At 34.4% G+C, this 21413-nt stretch carries 15 protein-coding genes and 1 tRNA gene; all 16 read right to left on the bottom strand.

From position 1 onward, the window contains the following. Window positions 1-6: 6 nt before the first annotated feature. Window positions 7-1032 carry a branched-chain amino acid aminotransferase gene (locus tag H8S00_RS09790; protein WP_118590077.1) on the bottom strand — a complete coding sequence of 342 codons (1026 nt, stop codon included), beginning with the start codon at window positions 1030-1032 and terminating at the stop codon, window positions 7-9. 93 nt (window positions 1033-1125) lie between these two features. Continuing rightward, window positions 1126-3429, bottom strand: a complete 2304-nt coding sequence (locus H8S00_RS09785; protein ID WP_118590079.1) for an ABC transporter permease — start codon at window positions 3427-3429, stop codon at window positions 1126-1128. Next, on the bottom strand, window positions 3419-4303 hold the full coding sequence (locus tag H8S00_RS09780; protein WP_118590081.1) for an ABC transporter ATP-binding protein: 885 nt from the start codon (window positions 4301-4303) through the stop codon (window positions 3419-3421). Before H8S00_RS09780 ends, H8S00_RS09785 begins: the two co-directional genes overlap by 11 nt. Continuing rightward, window positions 4300-4674: a GntR family transcriptional regulator gene (locus H8S00_RS09775; protein WP_021953875.1), complete on the bottom strand. Its 375-nt coding sequence runs from the start codon at window positions 4672-4674 to the stop codon at window positions 4300-4302. The genes H8S00_RS09780 and H8S00_RS09775 overlap by 4 nt, the downstream gene beginning before the upstream one ends. A 265-nt stretch (window positions 4675-4939) precedes the next feature. Further along, complete coding sequence (locus tag H8S00_RS09770) at window positions 4940-5161, bottom strand: phosphopantetheine-binding protein (protein ID WP_021953874.1); 222 nt, start codon at window positions 5159-5161, stop codon at window positions 4940-4942. 134 nt (window positions 5162-5295) lie between these two features. Next, the gene (gene ligA / locus H8S00_RS09765; RefSeq protein ID WP_118590085.1) at window positions 5296-7248 is read right to left on the bottom strand and encodes an NAD-dependent DNA ligase LigA; all 1953 of its coding nucleotides are present in this window, start codon (window positions 7246-7248) and stop codon (window positions 5296-5298) included. 11 nt (window positions 7249-7259) lie between these two features. Next, window positions 7260-8027 (bottom strand): pseudouridine synthase, encoded by a 768-nt coding sequence (locus tag H8S00_RS09760; protein ID WP_118590087.1) that lies wholly within the window; start codon window positions 8025-8027, stop codon window positions 7260-7262. Window positions 8028-8051: 24 nt separating this feature from the next. Continuing rightward, entirely contained in the window at window positions 8052-8678 is a 627-nt protein-coding gene (locus tag H8S00_RS09755) for a thiamine diphosphokinase (RefSeq protein WP_158576904.1), read from the bottom strand. A 125-nt stretch (window positions 8679-8803) separates the two neighbouring features. After that, window positions 8804-9628, bottom strand: a complete 825-nt coding sequence (locus tag H8S00_RS09750; protein WP_118595014.1) for a hypothetical protein — start codon at window positions 9626-9628, stop codon at window positions 8804-8806. 48 nt (window positions 9629-9676) lie between these two features. After that, window positions 9677-9748: transfer RNA gene (locus tag H8S00_RS09745), tRNA-Arg, on the bottom strand. A gap of 68 nt (window positions 9749-9816) precedes the next feature. After that, window positions 9817-10827, bottom strand: coding sequence for a DUF5688 family protein (locus H8S00_RS09740; protein ID WP_186840487.1), 1011 nt, complete (start codon window positions 10825-10827; stop codon window positions 9817-9819). 152 nt (window positions 10828-10979) lie between these two features. Then, window positions 10980-13661 carry an ABC transporter ATP-binding protein/permease gene (locus H8S00_RS09735; protein WP_186840486.1) on the bottom strand — a complete coding sequence of 894 codons (2682 nt, stop codon included), beginning with the start codon at window positions 13659-13661 and terminating at the stop codon, window positions 10980-10982. Between the two features lie 239 nt (window positions 13662-13900). After that, window positions 13901-17875, bottom strand: a complete 3975-nt coding sequence (locus H8S00_RS09730; protein WP_186840485.1) for a glycosyl hydrolase family 18 protein — start codon at window positions 17873-17875, stop codon at window positions 13901-13903. Between the two features lie 242 nt (window positions 17876-18117). Next, the gene (gene deoC, locus H8S00_RS09725) at window positions 18118-18762 is read right to left on the bottom strand and encodes a deoxyribose-phosphate aldolase (RefSeq protein WP_118589315.1); all 645 of its coding nucleotides are present in this window, start codon (window positions 18760-18762) and stop codon (window positions 18118-18120) included. Beyond that, window positions 18752-20587, bottom strand: a complete 1836-nt coding sequence (typA, locus tag H8S00_RS09720; RefSeq protein ID WP_021953864.1) for a translational GTPase TypA — start codon at window positions 20585-20587, stop codon at window positions 18752-18754. The genes deoC and typA overlap by 11 nt, the downstream gene beginning before the upstream one ends. A gap of 126 nt (window positions 20588-20713) precedes the next feature. Then, complete coding sequence (locus tag H8S00_RS09715) at window positions 20714-21343, bottom strand: YigZ family protein (protein ID WP_021953863.1); 630 nt, start codon at window positions 21341-21343, stop codon at window positions 20714-20716. Window positions 21344-21413: the final 70 nt, after the last annotated feature.

Here is a 21413-nt window from a genome sequence, read left to right as displayed (position 1 = left end):
ATCAAATTATTTAATTTCGTATAACCATCCCTTAGGTGGCTCAATTCTTCCCATCTGAATTCCTGTTAAAGTCTCATAAAGCTTCTTTGTTGTAGGTCCCATTTCTTCCATTCCGCTTGGGAAGCAGATTTCTTTTCCATGGTCAACAATCTTTCCTACAGGAGAGATAACTGCTGCTGTACCACAAAGACCACACTCTGCGAAATCTTTAACTTCATCAAAATATACTTCTCTCTCTTCAACTTCAAGTCCTAAGTAATCCTTAGCAACTGTCATAAGTGAACGACGTGTAATAGATGGTAAAATACTATTTGACTTAGGTGTAACAACCTTATTATCCTTTGTAACGAAAATGAAGTTTGCACCACCTGTTTCTTCTACCTTTGTTCTCGTAGCTGCATCAAGATACATATTCTCGTCAAAGCCTTCTTTATGTGCTGTAACAATGGCATGTAAGCTCATGGCATAGTTAAGACCTGCCTTAATATGACCTGTACCGTGAGGTGCTGCCCTGTCGAAATCACTTACCTTAATTGTAATAGGCTTTGCGCCACCCTTGAAGTAAGGTCCAACAGGTGTTGTAAGTACTCTGAACTGATATTCATCAGCAGGCTTTACACCAATAACAGGATTGCTTCCAAACATATAAGGTCTTACATAAAGTGTAGCTCCACTGCCATATGGTGGAACGTATCCTGCGTTAGCCTTGATTGTCTTTTCGATAGCTTCTACAAATTTATCTTCAGGATATACAGGCATCTCCAGTCTTCTGGCTGAATCTGCCATTCTCTTTGCATTTAAATCAGGACGGAATGTTACTATACGTCCATCCTCTGTGGTGTAAGCTTTCATTCCTTCGAAAACTGTCTGAGCATACTGTAAAACTCCGGCACATTCGTTTATGACTACATTAGCATCGTCTGTTAACTTTCCGTCATCCCACTTTCCATCTTTGAAATTAGATACAAATCTCTTGTCAGTCTGGATATATCCAAAACCAAGATTTGCCCAGTCAATATTTTTCTTGTCCATATTAAATTTCCTCCGTTTGTCTTAGTAGTTTTTAACTTATTTAAATATACTACTATTTTTTTTTACGGTCAATATTTAGCATGACATTATTAACTATTTATTGAACTTTGTCCAATTATACTCATACATATTTGAAAAGAAATTCTCATATTCTTTTTTCAGCTGTTTTCCAAGAGTAACCTGCTGCCCGTCATGTTTTTCAGGCAATGTGATTAACCCGGAAATATTCATATCTTTTTTCCCTATCTGATAAAATACCACTCCCTTAGTTACAAAATCTTCATCATTTTCTTCTTTGTACAACTGTGTATATTTATCATCATCCGGTATTTCATACATCCATACGGTGTCTGAAACTTTTTTACATTTTGTTAAAGTATTATCAATTTCTGTAAGCATAGTCTCATCATCACCTACAGCAACACACTGTACTTCCTTATTTTTATCCCACCCTTCAGGCAGGGTGAAATATATTTTTTTGCCGGATAAATACTTTCCTTTTTCATTGTATGTATATGTTTCGCACTCACTTACAAAGTTGTAGGCATCATTTAAATACCCCTTATCCTCAAGAATTTTCATAGTGTTAGTGTAAGCTTCCGGAATATAAATCAGTCCACCGGCGTAACCACCAGCATCATATCCGTCATCTGATGATATTCTATACGTAACTGAAATTCCCCATATTTTTTCGTAGCTTTTCGGAATATACATTCCATTAGCTTCCACATCCTTTTTAAGTGCCTCTACAAAGGAATTAATCAACTCCTTATTTTCAGGCTTTGATAAATAATCCACCTCATCCGTAACCTGACCTGCCTTAACAGCATAATCATCACCATATATTTCTTCTTCATCAGCATCACCATTTACAACATATTTAGAGATTTGCATATCTGTAATGTATTTATACGGTATTATGTAAAAAGGATGCTTTACCTGAGAATAATACTTAGTTGATGTTATATCAGACATTTTTTTCATAATATCTTTTGTATTTCTGGCAATGTAATAACCATCATATTTTCTTGAAATGGTTTTTCCATTTTTTAACACATACTTAATACTAATACTTTCCTGGTCACTACCACCATATCTGCTTTTAATCGGTAAAAATCCGTGATGCTTATCTAAGCTGTTTGTAATCAGCTTATGTACTTCACATACATCACTTATAATATTAGCATCATCTGTATAAGATGCCAAAACATCTTTCCCATCAATAACAAAACTTTGAGTGTTTCCCTGAACAATATTTACTTTCTGTACATCTTCCTTATCAGGTACTCTTTGCAGGTATCCCAATCCTCCTGATGTTGTAATCAGTAAAAATGCCATGATGCACACAAATACCACACCACATTCCATAAGGCTAGACTTAAACTTTGATAGTCCTCTGTGAAATACTAAATGCAATAACAAATTAGCCGTCATTACGGCAATTACAGTTCCCACAACAAACCATATATACTGTGCCTTACAACTATCATCTCCCAAAAATGAGCACATATATCCCACACCAAATCCTGTTGCAAAACATGTGAAGAATTTAATAATAATTTCCACTATGCTAAAGGCAAAGGCATTCTGGGCACTTTCTGCCTTTCTCTGTTTACAAAGTACAAAGGATGCTGCCATAAGAACCACTGAAAGACATATCCACCATGCAATTCCAAGGCCGCTTCCACTTCCGAATTTACATGTATAAAATGATGCTGCCGGAGATAAAAATGTAAGAATCGTACTTGGAATCTCTGATACAGCAAGTCCCGGAATAACAGATTGTGGAAACAATACCCCAATCAGGACACATATAGGATATATAGCGCTGATTACCACATATGATATAAGTACATCAGCCACTGTTCCGCAACATAATGAAATCATAGCTATAAAACTTACATTTCCAATAATTGTAACTGTCAGTATTCCTATTACCTTAAATGATTCAATTAATGCCACATCACTTAAACCTAAAATGGCACCAACAGAACCTATTATAATCATAGGAACTATACATAAAACCAATGTGGAAAAGTATCTTACAAAAAATAAGGTTCTTCTGCTTATTGGGTAACTGCCAAATAAGTCCACACTTCTTTTATTATGCATATATGAAAATGACATTATTGCCATGATTATTGAAAAGATTATGGCAAATGCCACAAAAAATATAGCCGGAAGATATTCACAAACTTCTTTCATATCTTTTATATAACTTTCCATTCCTAAATTTTGCTGCGTACCACAAACTATCATTGCAAATATTTCAATCATTGGAAATGATAAAAACAACAAAATCCAATATGCAATTGAAAACGGAAGATTTTTTCTTAATGACCATTTAAATAATGCAACTGCTTTTTTTCTGCCTGATAATCCTACATTATTTTCCATAACCTACACCCTCCATTTCGTTAATAAATACTTCTTCTAATGTTGATGGCATTACTTCTAAAAATGCCGGTTCTAATTTCTTTAGTTCTTCCATTACTTCATCTAAATCTCCCTTTACCATAAGCACATAATATCCACCTATCTGGCTTAATACTTGGGCATCTAAATGGTTAAAGGCATCTCCATCCGGCGGATTGTTAAATGCCATATGGATTTTATGCATCTTATTCTTAAGTTCGTCTGTTTCCTTATTTGTAACAAGACTTCCACTATGTAATAATACTATTCTGTCACATATATCATCAATTTCCCTTAAATTGTGGGATGCAATAATACATGTCATGTTATTCTCCGTAACGTCCTCGATTATAATGGTCTTTAATGTTTTTCTTATAACCGGGTCTAATCCGTCAAATATTTCATCTAAAAACAAATATTTCGGTCTTGTTGAAAAGGCAAGAATAAGGGATGCCTGTCTTTGCATACCTTTACTCATATTAATTATTCGTTTGTTTGTTTCTATAGGGAACATTTTACATAACTGTGTGTAACGTTCCTCATCCCAGCTTTTATAGAGACCTCTTAAAAGCTTTGCCATATTTTCCACTGTACTGTCATTAAAAAAATACGGATAATCGGAAATAAAATAGCAGCGTTCCTTTATTTCATGGTTATCAAAGGAATCCTGTCCGTCTATTATAACCTTTCCCCCATCAGGCTCATAAACTCCTGCAAGGGTTCTTAAAAGGGTACTTTTACCACTTCCGTTACTTCCTGCTAAGCCGAAAATTGTTCCTTCAGATATGACGCAGTTTAAATTATTAATGGCAACTGTTTTGTCAAATCTTTTCGTCAGATTATTTATTTCTATCATTCTGTCTTTCCTCCACTTATAGTTTCATCTATAATTTCTATCATCTCACCTCTGGTAATGCCTTTTTTGTAGGCTTCCCCGATAACACCGGTAAGTTTCTTTTTAATCTCTATTTTCTCAGCTTCATTTTGTCCTAATTTGTCTGAAATAAAGCTTCCCCTGCCTACAGTTGAATATATATATCCGTCTGTTTCTAACATCTTGTATGCTTTCTGTACCGTATTAGGATTAATGCCTAATTCTGTAGCCAGAGTTCTAACCGGCGGCAGTTTTGTGTGACTTTTAAGTATTCCAAGGGATGTAAGCCGTACTACATCATCATATAACTGCTGATAAACCGGCGTTCTTGAACCAAAGTTTACTGTGAACATATTATTCCCCTTTCATTTATTAATTGTACTACATCAATTAGTACAATTTAATAATACAATTTTCCTTTACATATGTCAAGAAAAACTATCCCTGTTTTCGGCATATTTTTTGACATTAAAAATTGCTATCTTAATAATATTTTCCCCAAGATTTATACATAAAATAAAAGATTGTCATTAAATTATCTTTCAGACATTTAACAACAATCTTTTATACTTTGCATTATACTGCATATTCTATTTTAGACCTATTAATTACAGCTTATTACTGAAGCTTTTCTAAAAGTTCAATAATAGTGTCAATATTTTCAAAATTATCTTCGTTTCTCTCATCATAAGGAATATCTACATCAAATTTATCCTCAAGTGCAACAATCAACTCCATAAGCTGTTTTGACTCTAAGAACTCCGCTATGCTCATATCCTCATCATCCGGATCCCATAATGGATTAATGTCGCATAAAATTTCTATAATATCGTCACGCATATCTTTTCCTCCCATAAATTATTCATTAGAAATTTAATACTGATATATATTTATCATAATATATGATATGGTTCAATGGTTTTAACCCATTTTATTAAAAAAAATATTGCACTATCTAAACATGACTTATTGCCCTAGCTCCATCTTTCAATAAACTGTTCCTCTGTAATGATTTCAATTCCCAATTCTTTAGCCTTTTTGTTCTTAGAAGAATTAGACATTATGTCATTATTGATAAGATAATTGGTTTTAGATGTTACGGAGCCTGTCACCTTACCGCCTCTTTGTTCAATATATTCCTTTACCTCATTTCTGTTGGCAAAATGATTAACACTACCTGTTACAACGAAGTTAAGTCCCTCCATATTCTGAGCGTTATGGTTTACTTCCGGATTCTTTATTGTTACTTCCTGAAGAAGCCTGTCTAATTTTTCAACGTTTTCCTTATCTGAAAAATATTCCGTGAATTTTTCTGCCATTTTGTCCCCAATTCCATCTATCTTAACCAGTTCCTCCACTGTAGCATGTCTGATTTTTTTCAGGTCATTATCAAAATATTTGCAGATAAGTTTTGCATTTGCAACACCTATGTTAGGGATTCCCAAACTGTATATAAGGGCGTGCAGTTCCACATTCCTTGACTTGTTAAGGGATGTTATTAAATTATCATAGGACTTTTCACCAAATCCCGATGTATTGGTAATCTCCTCCCTGTATCTGCTTATACGGTAAATATCTGCAAACTCTCTGATGTAACCTGCATCAATAAATTTTTCCAATGTTTCCTCTGATAATCCATCGATGTTCATTGCATTTCTTGATACAAACAAAGTAAATGCCTTAATATTTTTTGCAGGACATTGTTTATTGGGACAATAGAGAGTTTTTATTCCGTTATCATTTCTTATTTCCGTATTATGTCCACAGGCAGGGCATGTATCAGGAACCTCAATATTTCCGGTTTGGGTAAGATTTTCGGAAATCTGTGGAATAATCATATTTGCCTTGTAAACCTTTATCCTGTCTCCTGAGTGAAGGGCTAACTGTTCCACTATACTTACATTATGAACGCTTGCCCTGGTAACTGTGGTACCTTCTAATTCCACCGGTTCAAAAACTGCAACAGGATTTATAAGACCTGTTCTGCTGGGACTCCATTCTATATATTTCAAAGTTGTTTCAGCCTGTTCATCTTCCCATTTAAAGGCTATGCCGTTTCTTGGAAATTTAGCCGTTGACCCCAGAGAAATTCCATATGCAATATCATCATACATAAGTACAAGTCCATCTGAAGGATAATCATATGTTTTTATTTTCTCTGCAAAATATTCCACGGTTTCCTTCATATTATCCTGAGTTACCCTTTTATGTTCCACCACATCAAAACCCTGATTTTCAAGCCATATAAACTGATTTTCCATGGAATTTTGAAAATCCACATTTTCAGCATTAATTAAGGCAAATGCCATAAAATTAACATTTCTTTTAGCTGTTATTTCCGAATTTAACTGTCTCACTGAACCTGAGCATAAATTTCTTGGATTTTTATACTTTGCATCTATATCTTCTATTGACTTATTTATTTCCTCAAAATCAGAATATTTAATTACAGCCTCACCTCTTAAAGTTAACTCCCCTTTAAAAGGAATGGATACAGGGATATTTTTAAAGGTTCTTGCATTAGCAGTAATTACTTCCCCCACCTGTCCGTTTCCACGGGTAACTGCCTTTTGAAGACTTCCGTTGTTATATGTCAAAACTACCGTAAGTCCGTCTAACTTCCATGACAAAAGACATTTTCTCTCCCCTGCAAATGCAGCTAATGTCTCCACTTCCTTTGTCTTATCCAATGACAGCATAGGACTTCCATGCTGTTCCTTCGGCAGTTCACTTACTACCTCATATCCTACGTTCACCGTAGGGCTGTTAGCAAGAACAATTCCTGTTTCCTTTTCTAATGAAAGAAGTTCATCGTAAAGCTTATCATATTCAAAGTTAGACATTATTTCTTCTGCCTCCTGATAATAAGCTCTTCCTGCTTTATTTAAAAGTTCAACTAATTCTTTAATTCTCTCCGATTTCTCCATTTTATCCTCTCTTAAATACCACAGATTTTCTTTAATTTATTTAACTCTTCCTCTGTTACGTTTCTGTATGCACCAACAGGCATATTGCCCATTTCAATGTTAACTATTCTGATTCTTTTTAATTTCTGAACATTATAGCCTAGTGCCTCACACATTCTTCTTATTTGTCTGTTAAGTCCCTGAGTAAGAACAATATTAAAGGTATTATTACTTATTTTAGATACCCTACAGGGTCTTGTTTTCTGATTTAATATTTCTACTCCCTGTGACATTTTTTTAATAAAATCGTCAGTTATTTTTTTGTCTACAGTGACTATATATTCCTTTTCGTGGTAATTAGATGCTTTTAATATTCCATTTACAAAAGCACCGTCATTGGTAAGCAAAATAAGCCCCTGAGAGTTTTTGTCTAATCTGCCAATGGGATATATTCTCTTATGATAACCAACAAAATCTATTATATTATCAGGATTTTTCATATCTGAGGTACACTCAATTCCTACAGGCTTATTAAGGGCAATAAGTATCTGCTGCTTTTCCCTTATAATTACCTTATCCTCCACTTTTACTATGTCAGTACAAAGGATTTTCTGCCCCATAAGAGCCACTTCATCATTTACAAAAACCTTTCCCTGTTCCACTAATCTGTCTGCTTCACGCCTTGAACAAAATCCCGAATCGCTTAAATATTTATTAAGACGTATAGGAGTTAAGTCCCTGTTTTTTTCTCTTGATATTTCTTTGTTATCTATACAAAACGCCCTGGTTATTTTACTCATATTATTTCCTTACCTGTTAATAAATTAATGACTCATTTCATCAGTTATTATTAGCAGGCTTCCATCCTTAACTTCAATTTCCACTTCATTTCCAATAAATGAATTGCTCACTGATAATGTAGAATCCGGTTCAATGGTTACTTTTTCAGCGTGATACAATGCCCCCTTAATTGTAACCTCCTTAGCATCACCATCTATGGCAAATACCGACAAATTACCTTTTTCCTGCTTGGGAATGGTTATTTTCCTATTGGTAATCATATAGTAAGTATTAACATCATCAATCATTTTTATATTAACATCTCTTTTTGATGCATAAAGCATAACCTGAATATTGGCAAAGGTGTGGTCTATTCTTTTACCCTTGGTTCCGCCGTATATTACTATATTATTATAGCCTTTTTCCATTGCCAGTTCCACAGCCAGCATCATATCCGTGTCATCTTTCATTACCTTATATCTTATAACATTATCCCCTTTCGGTACATAGCCTAATGAATCAAAATCCCCTAATATATAATCAGGAGTAATGTTTAACTTTTCAAGAATTTTCACTCCACCATCTGCTGCTATGACACAATCCCCTTCATTTATTTTAAAATCAGTGCCTGTATTATCCCCGGCACCTGCTATATAACATGTTTTCTCCACACATAACTCCTTGGTAATATTTAAATTCTATTTCATTGGTTACTAAATACATCCATATTTGCAACATTTACTTCTGTTTTTTAGTATAAAAAGAAGTATCACAAATGCAATACTTCTTTTTATAATTATTTCTTTTTCTTTGTAGCCTTCTGTGTAGTTTCATCAGAAGCCTTTGTTGTACTGTTTTCTTTTGTAGAAGCTTCTTCCTTTTTCTCACTGACCTTTTCACTTATTTTATTAAAATAATCATCTAACTTCTTGTCAGACTTTCTTGCCTCTTCAAATTCCTGACTTACACTCTTTAACAGTTTTTGCACATCATCATCTTTCGTAAGGCTGTCCATGTACTTCTCAACTTCCTCACCGGGATCATTTTGAATATACACATTTCCTGTTTTCCCATCACGAACAACGTAAAAACGGGTTATGGACGGAGCCGGAGTATCAATATTCTTGTACTCTGTCTGATAATATGCATATACAACGTATGTGTTTTCATACTGTCCTTCTTTAGTGTAACACTCTATGTCACTATATGCTGAAACATAGTTGTTGTATTTAATTTTGTTAATGTCATACATATTTCCAACGTACTGGGCTAATACCTGAAGACGCTTCTGCTCATCCTCAATTAAAAATGCATTAAGGTAATTCTTAATAACATCGGAAATCTCAGGATACTTTTCATCTTCTAAAGGATTTGCTACTGTTTCCTTATTTGATGCTGAATTATTTTTTCCCACAAAATGTGATACTAAGAAAACAACGCCTCCTAAAATTACTACTGCCAAAAGTATGGCAATTATTATATCAAATCTGATTTTGGGTTTCTTTTTCTTATTTTCTTTTTTCTTTTTTATAATCTCACCGGACTTTTTGTGATCTTCTTCAACCTCTTTTAATAAGTCCTCTAATTCAGAACTTATAAATTGCTTTTTTTCAGTGCTCACAATGACACACTCCTTTATCAAAATTTGTATTCATAATAATGTGATAAATGCACCCGACGGGAATCGAACCCACATTACTGCCTCCGGAGGGCGGCGTTTTATCCATTAAACTACGGATGCATTTTTACATCACTGTCCATTTTACATTAGAAAAATGTATTAGGCAACTGTTATTTTAAATTACCTCTTTAATATCCTAATTCTTCTGTTTCTCTTTTGTATACATATACATGGTCAGAAAGTATTTCCACAGGATCTAACTGAGTTCTGTTTACCTCCCGTATCATTTCGTCTATTTCTTTTGTATCCCAACCCATGGCAGGAATCAATATCACCTCATGAATGGAACTGGGAATAATATATATATCCTGTCCAACCTTGTCAGCGAACTTTTTAAGTACCCCGGGATAAAGTATGCATGCTGCCCCATTTGACTTGTCTTCGTTAGTCATTACATACATCTCCATATTTCTGTCTAATTTAACTTTTTCCATCTCTTCCTTAACCATATCCTCAACTTGTGCATATGTATATCCCCCATAGCAGGTTTCCTCTTTTATTAAATCACCATCATCATTATCCTCATCCCTTTCATCCCCCACTATACTGTCAAGAATCATTTCAGAAATAATATCTTCCATTCTACGTATAACAGGATGATACTTTGTCCATGTATTCTCATAAGCCGTAACACATAACCGGGATAAATCTATTCCCCATTCTTTTATGTTACTATCTCTAATCATGGTAACTGCCTGGGCTCCCTCCCTGTATGATACCAAAATATAAAATACTATAGCTAAATCAAGAACTCTAACATGGGGTGTTGTTTTTAACATTTCTCTGTTCATATTATAATTAACCAGCTTATAAAAGATTCTTTTTTTGACCTTTGAAAAATTTCTTAAATCATTGATGTTAACTTCATTTATTAAACCCTTGGAACTATCTAAATAAACCTCAAAAATTTCTTTGCTTATATCATCAATATTCCTGCCTTTTTTAAACTGTGAGTAATAATCATTAAGATATATATTAGGGGTTGCCATGTCATTTTTTCTTTCTATACTTATGGCACGCATTCTTACATTATTATTCTTTATAATATCGTGAACAAATACTGTGCAATCTTCTAAATTTTCCTGAACTAACTCCTCCACTTTTTCTTTTATTTCCTTAATAAACGTTACATAATCCATTTTATTTCTCCTAACATTATGAATTTGTTCAGTTGCATAAGGTTTGTGTTCGATTTATAGTTTTATTATAATGCATAACATTATATTTTTCAACATATATTTTAAGTGACCATTTCTAGAAGAAATGGCCACTTATTAACTGCGGATACCTTTTATTTATTTCTTATTGCCTCTATAGGTCTTTTTGATGCTATCTTATAAACCGGTATAAAGCTTGCTACTGCTGCAACGCCTAAGCTTATTAATAGAAGTAATATAATCTGTCTTGGTCCGAAATTAAGTACAGTTATTAAAACTCCCATCTCTTTTCTTATAGCACTGTTTATCCATACTGTAACGCTTCCGGCAGCTATTGTTGCTAAAACAAAGTTTATAACAGCTATAATAAAGCTCTCTGAGAAGAATATTCTAAATACGTCATTACTTCTTGCACCTATTGCCCTAAGTATTCCGATTTCCTGCTTTTTGTAAGCTATACTTGTGGCAATAAAGTTTGATAACATAATTGCCGCAAATAATGCAAATCCCAATCCCACATACAGGAATACCTTTGATAATACATTTAATATTTCATCTACTGAATCTAACTCAAAGGTAACTGAATTTTGCATTTTAAATTTTACATTATCTTTTTCCGTATAACAATACTTTACAAGTTTTTGTATGTCTGCCTTGTTATCAGGCATTGATGACACTGCAAAACTATAAGTTCCAATTGCTCCAACCCAGTCTTTTTCGTAGAATTTATCAGGAACAACATATACTGCCTTACCTTCTCCTTTTATTACTCCTACTATCTTCCAGTTTTTATCTGTTTTTTCCTCTTCACTGGCTAATGAATAGCTTATGTTGAAAAATGGTTCATTCTTAAGATATTCAACGAAATCCTTAGCATCTGCATTTTCACCGTTTTTGTATATTTGTCCTTCAGGAACAATTATTTCATTATCTGCTAATTTACTCTTTTCACCATCAACCCATGTAATTTTTGACTTGTCAGCATCTGATAATTTTATCATTCCATCAGATGAACAATCGTAGCTGCTATTGCTTACATCCATATAAATGGACTTAGTATTTACATTAATAACCTTTCCGTCACCATTGACTAAACTTTCAACATATCCGTCACCGGTCATGGCTACACATGATAAGCTGTATTCCTTTATCCCATCCAATTCTCTGCTTAAGGCATACATGGCAAGAGTTTCTGCATTACTTTTTCCTGTCATGCTGTCACCTATTGTTTTATATCTGTTAAAATCAACCTTTGTGTCAATTACGGCAGTAACAGTAAATTTATCCCCGTTTAACTCAATTGTTTTTCCTATAATATCTTTATAATCTGAAATCTTTTCAATGCTTTTGCCTTCTAAATATCCTGTTTTTTCGTAGGTTTTATATACATATTCACTAATAGCTATTTCTTTCTTACTTCCGTCAGGCAGTTTTCCAGCCAATACCTTGTATCCCATTTCATCAATTATTTTCTGATTAATGTCAGCAAATCCTGTTATTGATGTTGCATATGGACAATAGACTTCATTTCCTGACAGATTTGATGTGTCTTTTATGTTTGTCATTTCCATTCCTTCATCGCTAGGCATATAAACACCTCTGAAATCATGGCCTGTTTCTTTACTTATCTTTGCTACATCTTCATCTGTAAGTTTGTATGACCAGTCATCCCACCATGTAGCTCCATCGTTATCCATTTTTTTAGCTTTTAATACAGACGCATATTTTATATTTGAATCTGATATTGAATTAGTACATGTTTTAATATGGTCATATGTTCCAAATGTATCTGCCAGTGCAAACATTCCAAATGCCACAAATGACAATAAAATAGTAATCACCAGTCTGAATTTCTTGTGTTTTAAACCACTTGCTCCAATTTTAAAGGAATTTTTAACAGGAAGCTTTGATTTAATTAATTTAAACTCTCCATCCACATAATCAATTGCATCCTGATTTGTTTTTTTGAAATTGCCGCTAACATGCTGCTTAGCTTTTATTGTTGCCTTAACATCTTTTTTGGCAGAATCCATATACTCATTTATTGCAATTCTGTCTTCCTCTGTAAGATGATATCCTTCAGATATAATAAAACCGTCCTCTTCAAAGGAAATTCCCTGGGAGAAATCAATTTCACCACCGTCTGTTTTTTCTACATCTGAAATAACTTTTCCATCTGCCAGTTCTATAATTCTGTCTCCATACTGCTCTGCAAACTCCCTATCGTGGGAAACTACAATTACAAGCTTCTCCTCTGACAGCTTTTTCAGTGTATCAAAGACCTGTTTTCCTGTATTAGAATCCAAGGCTCCTGTAGGCTCATCTGCCATAATTATCTGAGGATTTTTTACTAAAGCTCTTGCAATTGCAACTCTTTGCTTCTGACCTCCTGAAAGTTCATTTGGCTTTCTGTCACCAAATCCGTCTAAATCTACCTGTCTTAATATTTTACTTATTTCCTCATCTGTGGCTTTTCTTCCCTGAAGTTCAATTGCCAATGCTATATTAGCTCCCACAGTAAATTCTTCTAAAACATTGTACTCCTGAAAAATAAATCCAACATATGTATTTCTGTATGAATCAAAATGATTCTGTTTAAAGTTTTTAGAAGAAACACCTTTTATAATTATTTCTCCATCATCATATTTATCTAATCCTCCTAAGAGATTAAGTAATGTTGACTTGCCGCTTCCGGACTTTCCCAACAGGAAAATCATTCCTTTTTCAGGAAATCTTAATGATATACCTTTTAATGCTTCAACAGAAACACCTTTTTTGGTTTTATATACTTTTCGTAAATTTTTCGTTTCTAACATTTTACTACCTTTTCCTTTCATATTGTATTGCTCTAGAACTAATTGTACTATATCAATTAATACAATTGTATTATAGTAACCCCATTTTAATCTGTCAACCCCCTTTTTATTTAAATATTTTATTCTTTATATTTACGGTATGGAATAATACCTAATAACACAAAACGACCTTTAACTACCGGTTTAAAACCCGATAGCTAAAGGCCGCCTTTAAATTATAGGAAATAGGTTATAAGTATTTATGCTCCCACGATTATATTTCCCCAGTCATAGTCCACAATCTTATATGCCGGATTTACCGGTAAAAGTATTTTCTCATATAAAAAATTATGTCCTGCTACTGTATTCATTTTTCTGTTCTGATACAAAATATCAGCAATGGAATAAATTGTATAGTTTTCAACATTGCTATATACATATGTTCCATCCTTTAATTGTGCATATGCTCTTACCATAAATTTATCACTGTAATATTTAACGGAATCCACAAACTGCATTGTCATAGTGTAGCTTTGTGCATCTTCCATATCACTGTATGCCACAGAGCATTTTCCTATATCTGTAGACTGATAGTTCATTACTCCCTTACTTGAACTTCCTACTACCATATCTTCTGCTGTTGCATAATTCGCCACACCATATACAAGACCTGAACTTACAATTTCCTTATTAGGATCAGAAACTGAATATACAACTCTATGTCCCTTTACTGTTGTGCTAATCTGGTATCCGTTTATTTCAATTCCTGCCTTCTTTGGAGCTGTTGTAGGTGCTTCTGTTGGTGCCACTGTGGTTTCTTCCTTATAGTTTTCAACGGAGAAATCCGCCACATTGCATGCTCCGCCTTCTGCCATAATTGTTAATGTATGCTTACCTGTCTGACTAAGATTAATTTTTGCACTGTGATCCACAAAAGTTGTCCATGTGCTGCTTGCCTGAACAGGTATAGTTGCTATGGTATTTCCGTCTAATTTTACAATCATATTTTTAGCATTATACTGAGCATCCCCTGCTGCAAGTTTTAGATTAATAGTATAATCTCCCGCCTTAGCAACAGAAACCATATAGCTAAGATACAATCCATCATTAAGATTTCCTGCATATGTTACATTGTTATCAGTATTCATGGTTATGGCTGATGACTTGTCTGAGTATGTATTTACCGGTATTGTTCCCGGAATATCTGATACTGTTACAACTGTCTCCTTCTGCATTACATCTTTAATTGCCGCCAAAAGAGAATTACTTCCAAAGGAATCCTGTCCTAATTCCCAAATCATGATTCCACCGTAATCTTTACTAAGTTCAGCCTTCTCACGGATAGTCTTTTCACCGTTATAATAAATGCCATTATAGTAATCAAGATTTTTGTTATTAGCATCCATAGCTATAATCTGTGAATATGTGTAATCCTTTGCCCCTGAACTATATCCATAGAAAGGCACACCGATAGTCATTCTTTCTTTGCTGATTCCTCTATTGCCATAATAATTAACCATATTTGTTATCTGACTCATAGGTGCAACAGGTCCATCCCCAAAAGCTGCATCATATGTCATAAGATTTACAAAATCAAAATAGTTATATGTACTGTTTTGTATAGGGTCTGTAAACCAGGAACTTACTGCCATTGTAAGGAGTTTTCCTTCTGCCTTTAATCTTCCTGAAAGCTCTGAACACATAGCATCAAAATTGCTCCACGTATTGCTGTCCGTTACCTCAATGTCAATATCAACCCCATCTAAATTTAATCTGTCCACATATGTCATTATCTGATTAACAAATGATGTTCTCTTAGCTGCCGTTCCAAATGGATTATCACTGGTATTAAAACCACTTCCTCCACCAATTGCAATTAATGCCTTAACATTATTTGCATGGCATTTATTTACTATAGTCTGAACTGTGCTATCAGAAAATCCCGATGTTAATGTACCATTTGCGTATGTCATAAATGAGAGACAGCAATGGGTCAGGGCTGAAAAATCAATTGAATTAATGGCACTTGTTCTATATGATGGCAAATACCCTACTACTCTCTTATTTCCCTTTGACACAACGGTTGTTGGCTGTTCAGTAGGTTTTGCCGTTGTTACTTCTTTAGTTGTTTCCACAGTGCTGTCATCTACCTTTGTAAATACAATATCAGAAATATTTACCGAACCTGTAGACGTAAGCTTTATTGTCTGCTCTCCTGCGCTGTCAAAATTAACAATAGCAGAAACCTTCTGAAAATCCTCCCAATCTGTTTTATTAATTACATTTAAGGTTGTAAGTAATGTTGAACCTGCATAAAGAGACAGTTGTCTGTTAGAATTGCTGTTCCCTGATACAGCACTTACCTCAACTTTGTATTTTCCTTTTTGTGCTACTTTAACCTTATATTCAAGGGCTGAACCTCCTACAAGATTTCCCACATACTTAACACCCGCTGATGTGGTATTGGTAGTAATTCCACTGGTTACAATAGTATAATCAGTAGCATTAATTGTTCCCGGAACATCCTTTGCCGTTACGTTTTCTGAGCTTTTTCCATTAAGTCTTCTTTCTAACTGGTCATAATACAATGACTGTGGAGACAAGGTGCTTCCGCTTCCAATTCCCTCCTTATAATCCTCCGGTGCCGTATTAACAGTTCCATACTGGGAAGACATTGTGGTTGGAGTTGTTTTAACTGCCGTGGCAGCTCCCTGAGTTCCTATTATGTAGCCATATCCAAACTGACGTGAATCAATTATGTAATTTGTTCCTGATTTATAATAATTTCCCTTTGTATTCCAGAAAACCGTCTGGGTAGAAGTATAACCGTGTCTGTTTCCTGCCGTTCCACCATATGGTCTTACATTTGTTTCCACAAAGTCACCATTTAACTCCTCGTTGTCAATAAGATTTGACATACTTAAATACATATGAAAATCACTTCCGTATTTAGGGTCTGTCGACTTGTAATGATATACTACATTTCCACTGGCATAAGAATATTTAAAAGCAAAACTATGTCTTGCACTGGTAGAAGAACAGTTTTTAATCAATGTTTCCTGACCACATACATTCATTCCATAGCCGTTTCCACCGCCACCTTCATACTGCGGATAACTGAAATCACAATTTTCAACTGTTAAGTTTCTTGTCTGATTTATATCAAGACCATTAGAACTCATATGTATCTGACTTGCATTTCCTGCCTGATATGTTGAAATGTTTTTTGCAAAACAGTTTACATTCAGTGAAAATTTAATAAGAAAAGCATTGTTTACATTATAAGAACCGTTTCCGCTGGTTTTGTAATCTTCTTCTCCCCATCCGTTTCCATTGCTGTTTGCCTTGTTTCCTATGGAGAAATCACAAAGTCCCACATTAGTCTGCTTTGGAGATACTTTATAGATTCTTGCATTATCTCTGGTCTTCATATAGTACCTTGTAGGAATATCGATTTCTACTGTTTTAGCAGAAGTATTAACACCTGTTATTTTTCTATAGAATGTAGTTCCCATAGTTGTAGGATTAACACTTGCTGACCAAAAACCTGACATGCTATGTTCATTAATCCAGTCTGCTGTTCTGTTACCTCTGATAATAACCCAGTCACCTGCTTTAAAATTACTTACATCATTTACATGAATGGTAGTTGTTGGTGTAGAAGGAATATCCTGAGATAAATAATATGTTTTTCCGTCATCAGCGCTGTTCCATGTTCCACCATTTGGAGAAATATTTATAACCTGACAAAATCTCATATTTTCTGCGTAACATCTTATAAATGTCTTTCCAACACCTGCACCCTTAAAAAGAATGTTGCTTCCCTTAATACGCAAAGCTGCTGAGTTTTCTGAAGATGTTGGTTTAACCTTAAATGTACCTTCCGGGAGATACACCGTTCCCCCTCCTGCTGCTTCAACTGCATTAATTGCACTCTGAATGGCACCGGTAGAATCATTAGCTCCTGTAGCATCTGCGCCGTAATCCACTACATTAGCATATAATCCTGACATTTGTGTAGGTATGTCTTTCTCTCCCCTTTCATAACCTGCATATGAAAAGTCATGTAAAAACTGTCCACTGCTGTTAGTATAACCCGGTGTCCAATTTTCCGGGTATAATACGCTACGCCATGTAGACGCTGCCTTCGTCTGCTGTGGTGCTATGGCACTTGGAAGCAACGATACAACCATCATGCATGACATTAAAACTGATAAAAACTTCTTTTTAAACATAGAAGCCCCCCTCCTAAAAAAATAATAGAATAGTGTGATTTGTATGTATTTTTTTAGTATACATACTTTTCATTAACAATAATATATACTTTTGTGTGTTAAGTCAACAGATTTTTGTACATTATTTACAAAAACTATTTTTATTTTATTGTTTTTTTGTGCTATTTATATTAAAATTTTGGTAAAAAAAGAGAAGAATTAAGTAATTGTCTTATCTAATTCTTCTCTTCAAAAAAATATTTTTATTTAATTAATCCGATAATTTTACTGGTTCCTAACCTGTCTGCCCCTAAATTAAGGAATTTTTCGGCATCTTCTAATGAAGCTATTCCTCCTGCAGCTTTTATATGGGTATTATTAGAAATATTTTTATTTAAAATTTCCACATCTTCAAAAGATGCACCCCTAATTGAAAATCCTGTAGAAGTTTTTATAAAGTCTGCCTTAGACATTGACACCACTTCTGTCATTTTAACTTTTTCTTCATCAGTTAAAAGAGCCGTTTCAACAATTACTTTAAGTAATCTTCCATCACATGCATCTTTAACTTTATTTATTTCGCTAAATATTGCATCGTAATTTTTTTCCTTAACCCATCCTAAATTAATAACCATATCAATTTCAGATGCACCATTTTTTACGGCATCCATGGCTTCAGCACACTTTATGTCTGTTGTGTTATATCCGTTAGGAAATCCGATTACCGTACATACGGGTATTTTCCCTTCAACATATTCTGCCGCTTTTTTAACAAAAGAAGGTGGAATACACACAGACGCTGTGGAATACTCTATTCCCTCGTCGCAAATCTGCTTAATCTGTTCCCATGTTGCATCCTGCTTTAATAAAGTATGGTCAACCTTTTTTAATATCTCTTTAATTTCCATTCTGCTTCCTTATGTTTGCTCTCTTTCTCAATGTAGGATCTAATATCTTCTTTCTTATTCTAAGACTTTCAGGTGTTATTTCCAACAATTCGTCTGTGTCAATAAACTCCAACGCCTGCTCTAAGCTTAAAACTTTCTTTGGAACAAGTCTTAATGCTTCATCAGAACTTGACGTTCTTGTATTTGAAAGATGTTTGGTTTTACAAACATTAACTTCAATATCTTCTGCCCTGCCTGTCTGTCCTACAACCATTCCTGAGTAAACCTTTTCTCCCGGTCCGATAAATAATGTTCCACGCTCCTGGGCATTGAAAAGACCATATGTTATGGCTTCACCTGCTTCAAAAGCAATAAGTGAGCCCTGTTTTCTGTACTGAATGTCCCCTTTATATGGACCATAATCATCAAATACAGTATTTATGACACCATTTCCCTTAGTATCTGTCATAAATTCTCCTCTGTATCCAATAAGTCCACGGGAAGGAATTGAGAATTCTAATCTTGTATAACCGTCTCCTGTAGGAGCCATTCCCTGAAGTTCACCTTTTCTGTTGCTTAATTTCTGTATAATTGCACCTGAAAATTCATCAGGAACATCAATATAGCAGATTTCCATAGGTTCTAACTTCTTACCACGTTCATCTTCCTTATAAATAACCTCTGCTTTACTTACGGCAAATTCATAACCTTCTCTTCTCATGTTTTCAATAAGAACCGATAAATGAAGTTCTCCACGTCCTGAAACCTTGAATGTATTCATATCTTCAGTTTCTTCTACTCTAAGAGATACGTCAGTATTTAATTCACGCATAAGTCTGTCTCTTATGTGACGTGATGTTACAAACTTACCTTCCTGACCTGCAAGCGGGCTGTCATTTACCATAAAATTCATGGAAATGGTTGGTTCTGATATTTTCTGGAATGGTATAGGCTGTGGGTTGTCTAATGAACAAATTGTATCTCCTATACTTATATCTGCAATACCTGAAATTGCCACTATAGCACCAACTGTAGCTTCCTTTACTTCTTTTTTCTGTAATCCCTCAAATTCATAAAGTTTACTGATTTTTACTCTCTTTGTATTTGAAGGGTCATGATAGTTTACTAATGTTACATCCTGATTTACCTTAATTGTACCATTATCCACTTTACCAACGCCGATACGTCCAACGTATTCATTATAGTCAATTGTACTGATAAGTACCTGAGTATCTGCCTCCGGGTCTCCTTCCGGTGCAGGAATATAATCAATAATTGTCTCAAACAAAGGTTTCATATCAACGCCTTCATCTTCCATATTTAGCTTAGCAATTCCCTGCTTAGCTGATGCAAACACAAAAGGACATTCTAACTGGTCTTCATTAGCATCTAATTCAATAAATAATTCTAATACTTCATCTATAACTGCCTCAGGTCTTGCCTCAGGTCTGTCAATTTTATTAATGCAGACAATTACAGGAAGACTAAGCTCTAAAGCCTTTTTAAGAACAAATCTTGTTTGAGGCATAGCACCTTCAAAAGCATCTACAACTAAAATAACACCATTTACCATTTTAAGTACACGCTCAACTTCTCCTCCGAAATCAGCATGTCCCGGTGTATCAATAATGTTTATTTTTGTGTTCTTATAAGTAACCGCAGTATTTTTTGACAGAATAGTGATTCCTCTTTCTCTTTCAATATCATTAGAATCCATTACTCTTTCAGCTACTTCCTGATTTTCTCTAAATACACCACTCTGTTTTAACAATTCATCAACCAATGTAGTTTTTCCATGGTCAACGTGAGCAATTATGGCAATATTTCTTATATCTTCTCTAATCATTTTTTAATATTTCTCCTTTGATTATTCACATACATCTTTTCGATTGTATCACACTGAAAATTTTTTTCAATAAAAACAGTTTATATTAAGTCCCCAACGCACTATTTTTCACTAATGACGTCCTTTTTATGGCATCTCCATATAAAATGGTGCCTCTTTAATTTCGCTCCACACTGCCTTATCACTGGTAGTATCTACAACCTTTTTTTTAAAATTTTCAAAATCACTTTTTCCCATAACAATGTTAATGGTTACATCTGCCCCATATTCCTCTGTTTCTTCCATATCAAACTGACTCATAATATATTTTATTTTTCCAATGGAATTATAATCTGTTGTAACTGAGAAATTCACTCCCGGACAAACTTCTTTTATAACCGAGTTTTTAAGCCCTTCTTTAGATGATAAGCCATAGGCTCTTACCAGCCCTCCTGTTCCAAGAAGGGTTCCTCCAAAATACCTAGTTACCACTATCAGGGTATTCCTTAAGTTTTCTCCCATAAGCACCTCAAGTATAGGCTTTCCTGCTGTTCCCTGAGGTTCACCATCATCACTAAATCTTTGTATTTCGTTGTTCTTTCCCATTATAAATGCAAAGCAGTTATGTCTTGCATCCCAATATTTTTTCTTAATGTTTTCTATTTGTAAAAGTGCTTCCTCTTCACTTTCCACAGGCAAAACATGAGCAATAAACCGGGATTTTTTTTCAGTTATTTCCCCTTCTCCGCCTTTACTTACAATATAATATTTATCCATTTAACGCCACCTCATTTCTACTATATCATATTTAATGCCCATTATGAAGAATGAACTTTCTATGCTGCGA

It is taken from the genome of Eubacterium segne, from assembly GCF_014287775.1.
In the GTDB taxonomy this organism is placed as follows: Bacteria; Bacillota; Clostridia; order Lachnospirales; family Lachnospiraceae; genus Eubacterium_G; species Eubacterium_G segne.
This window is presented reverse-complemented; position numbering and strand designations above follow the sequence as displayed.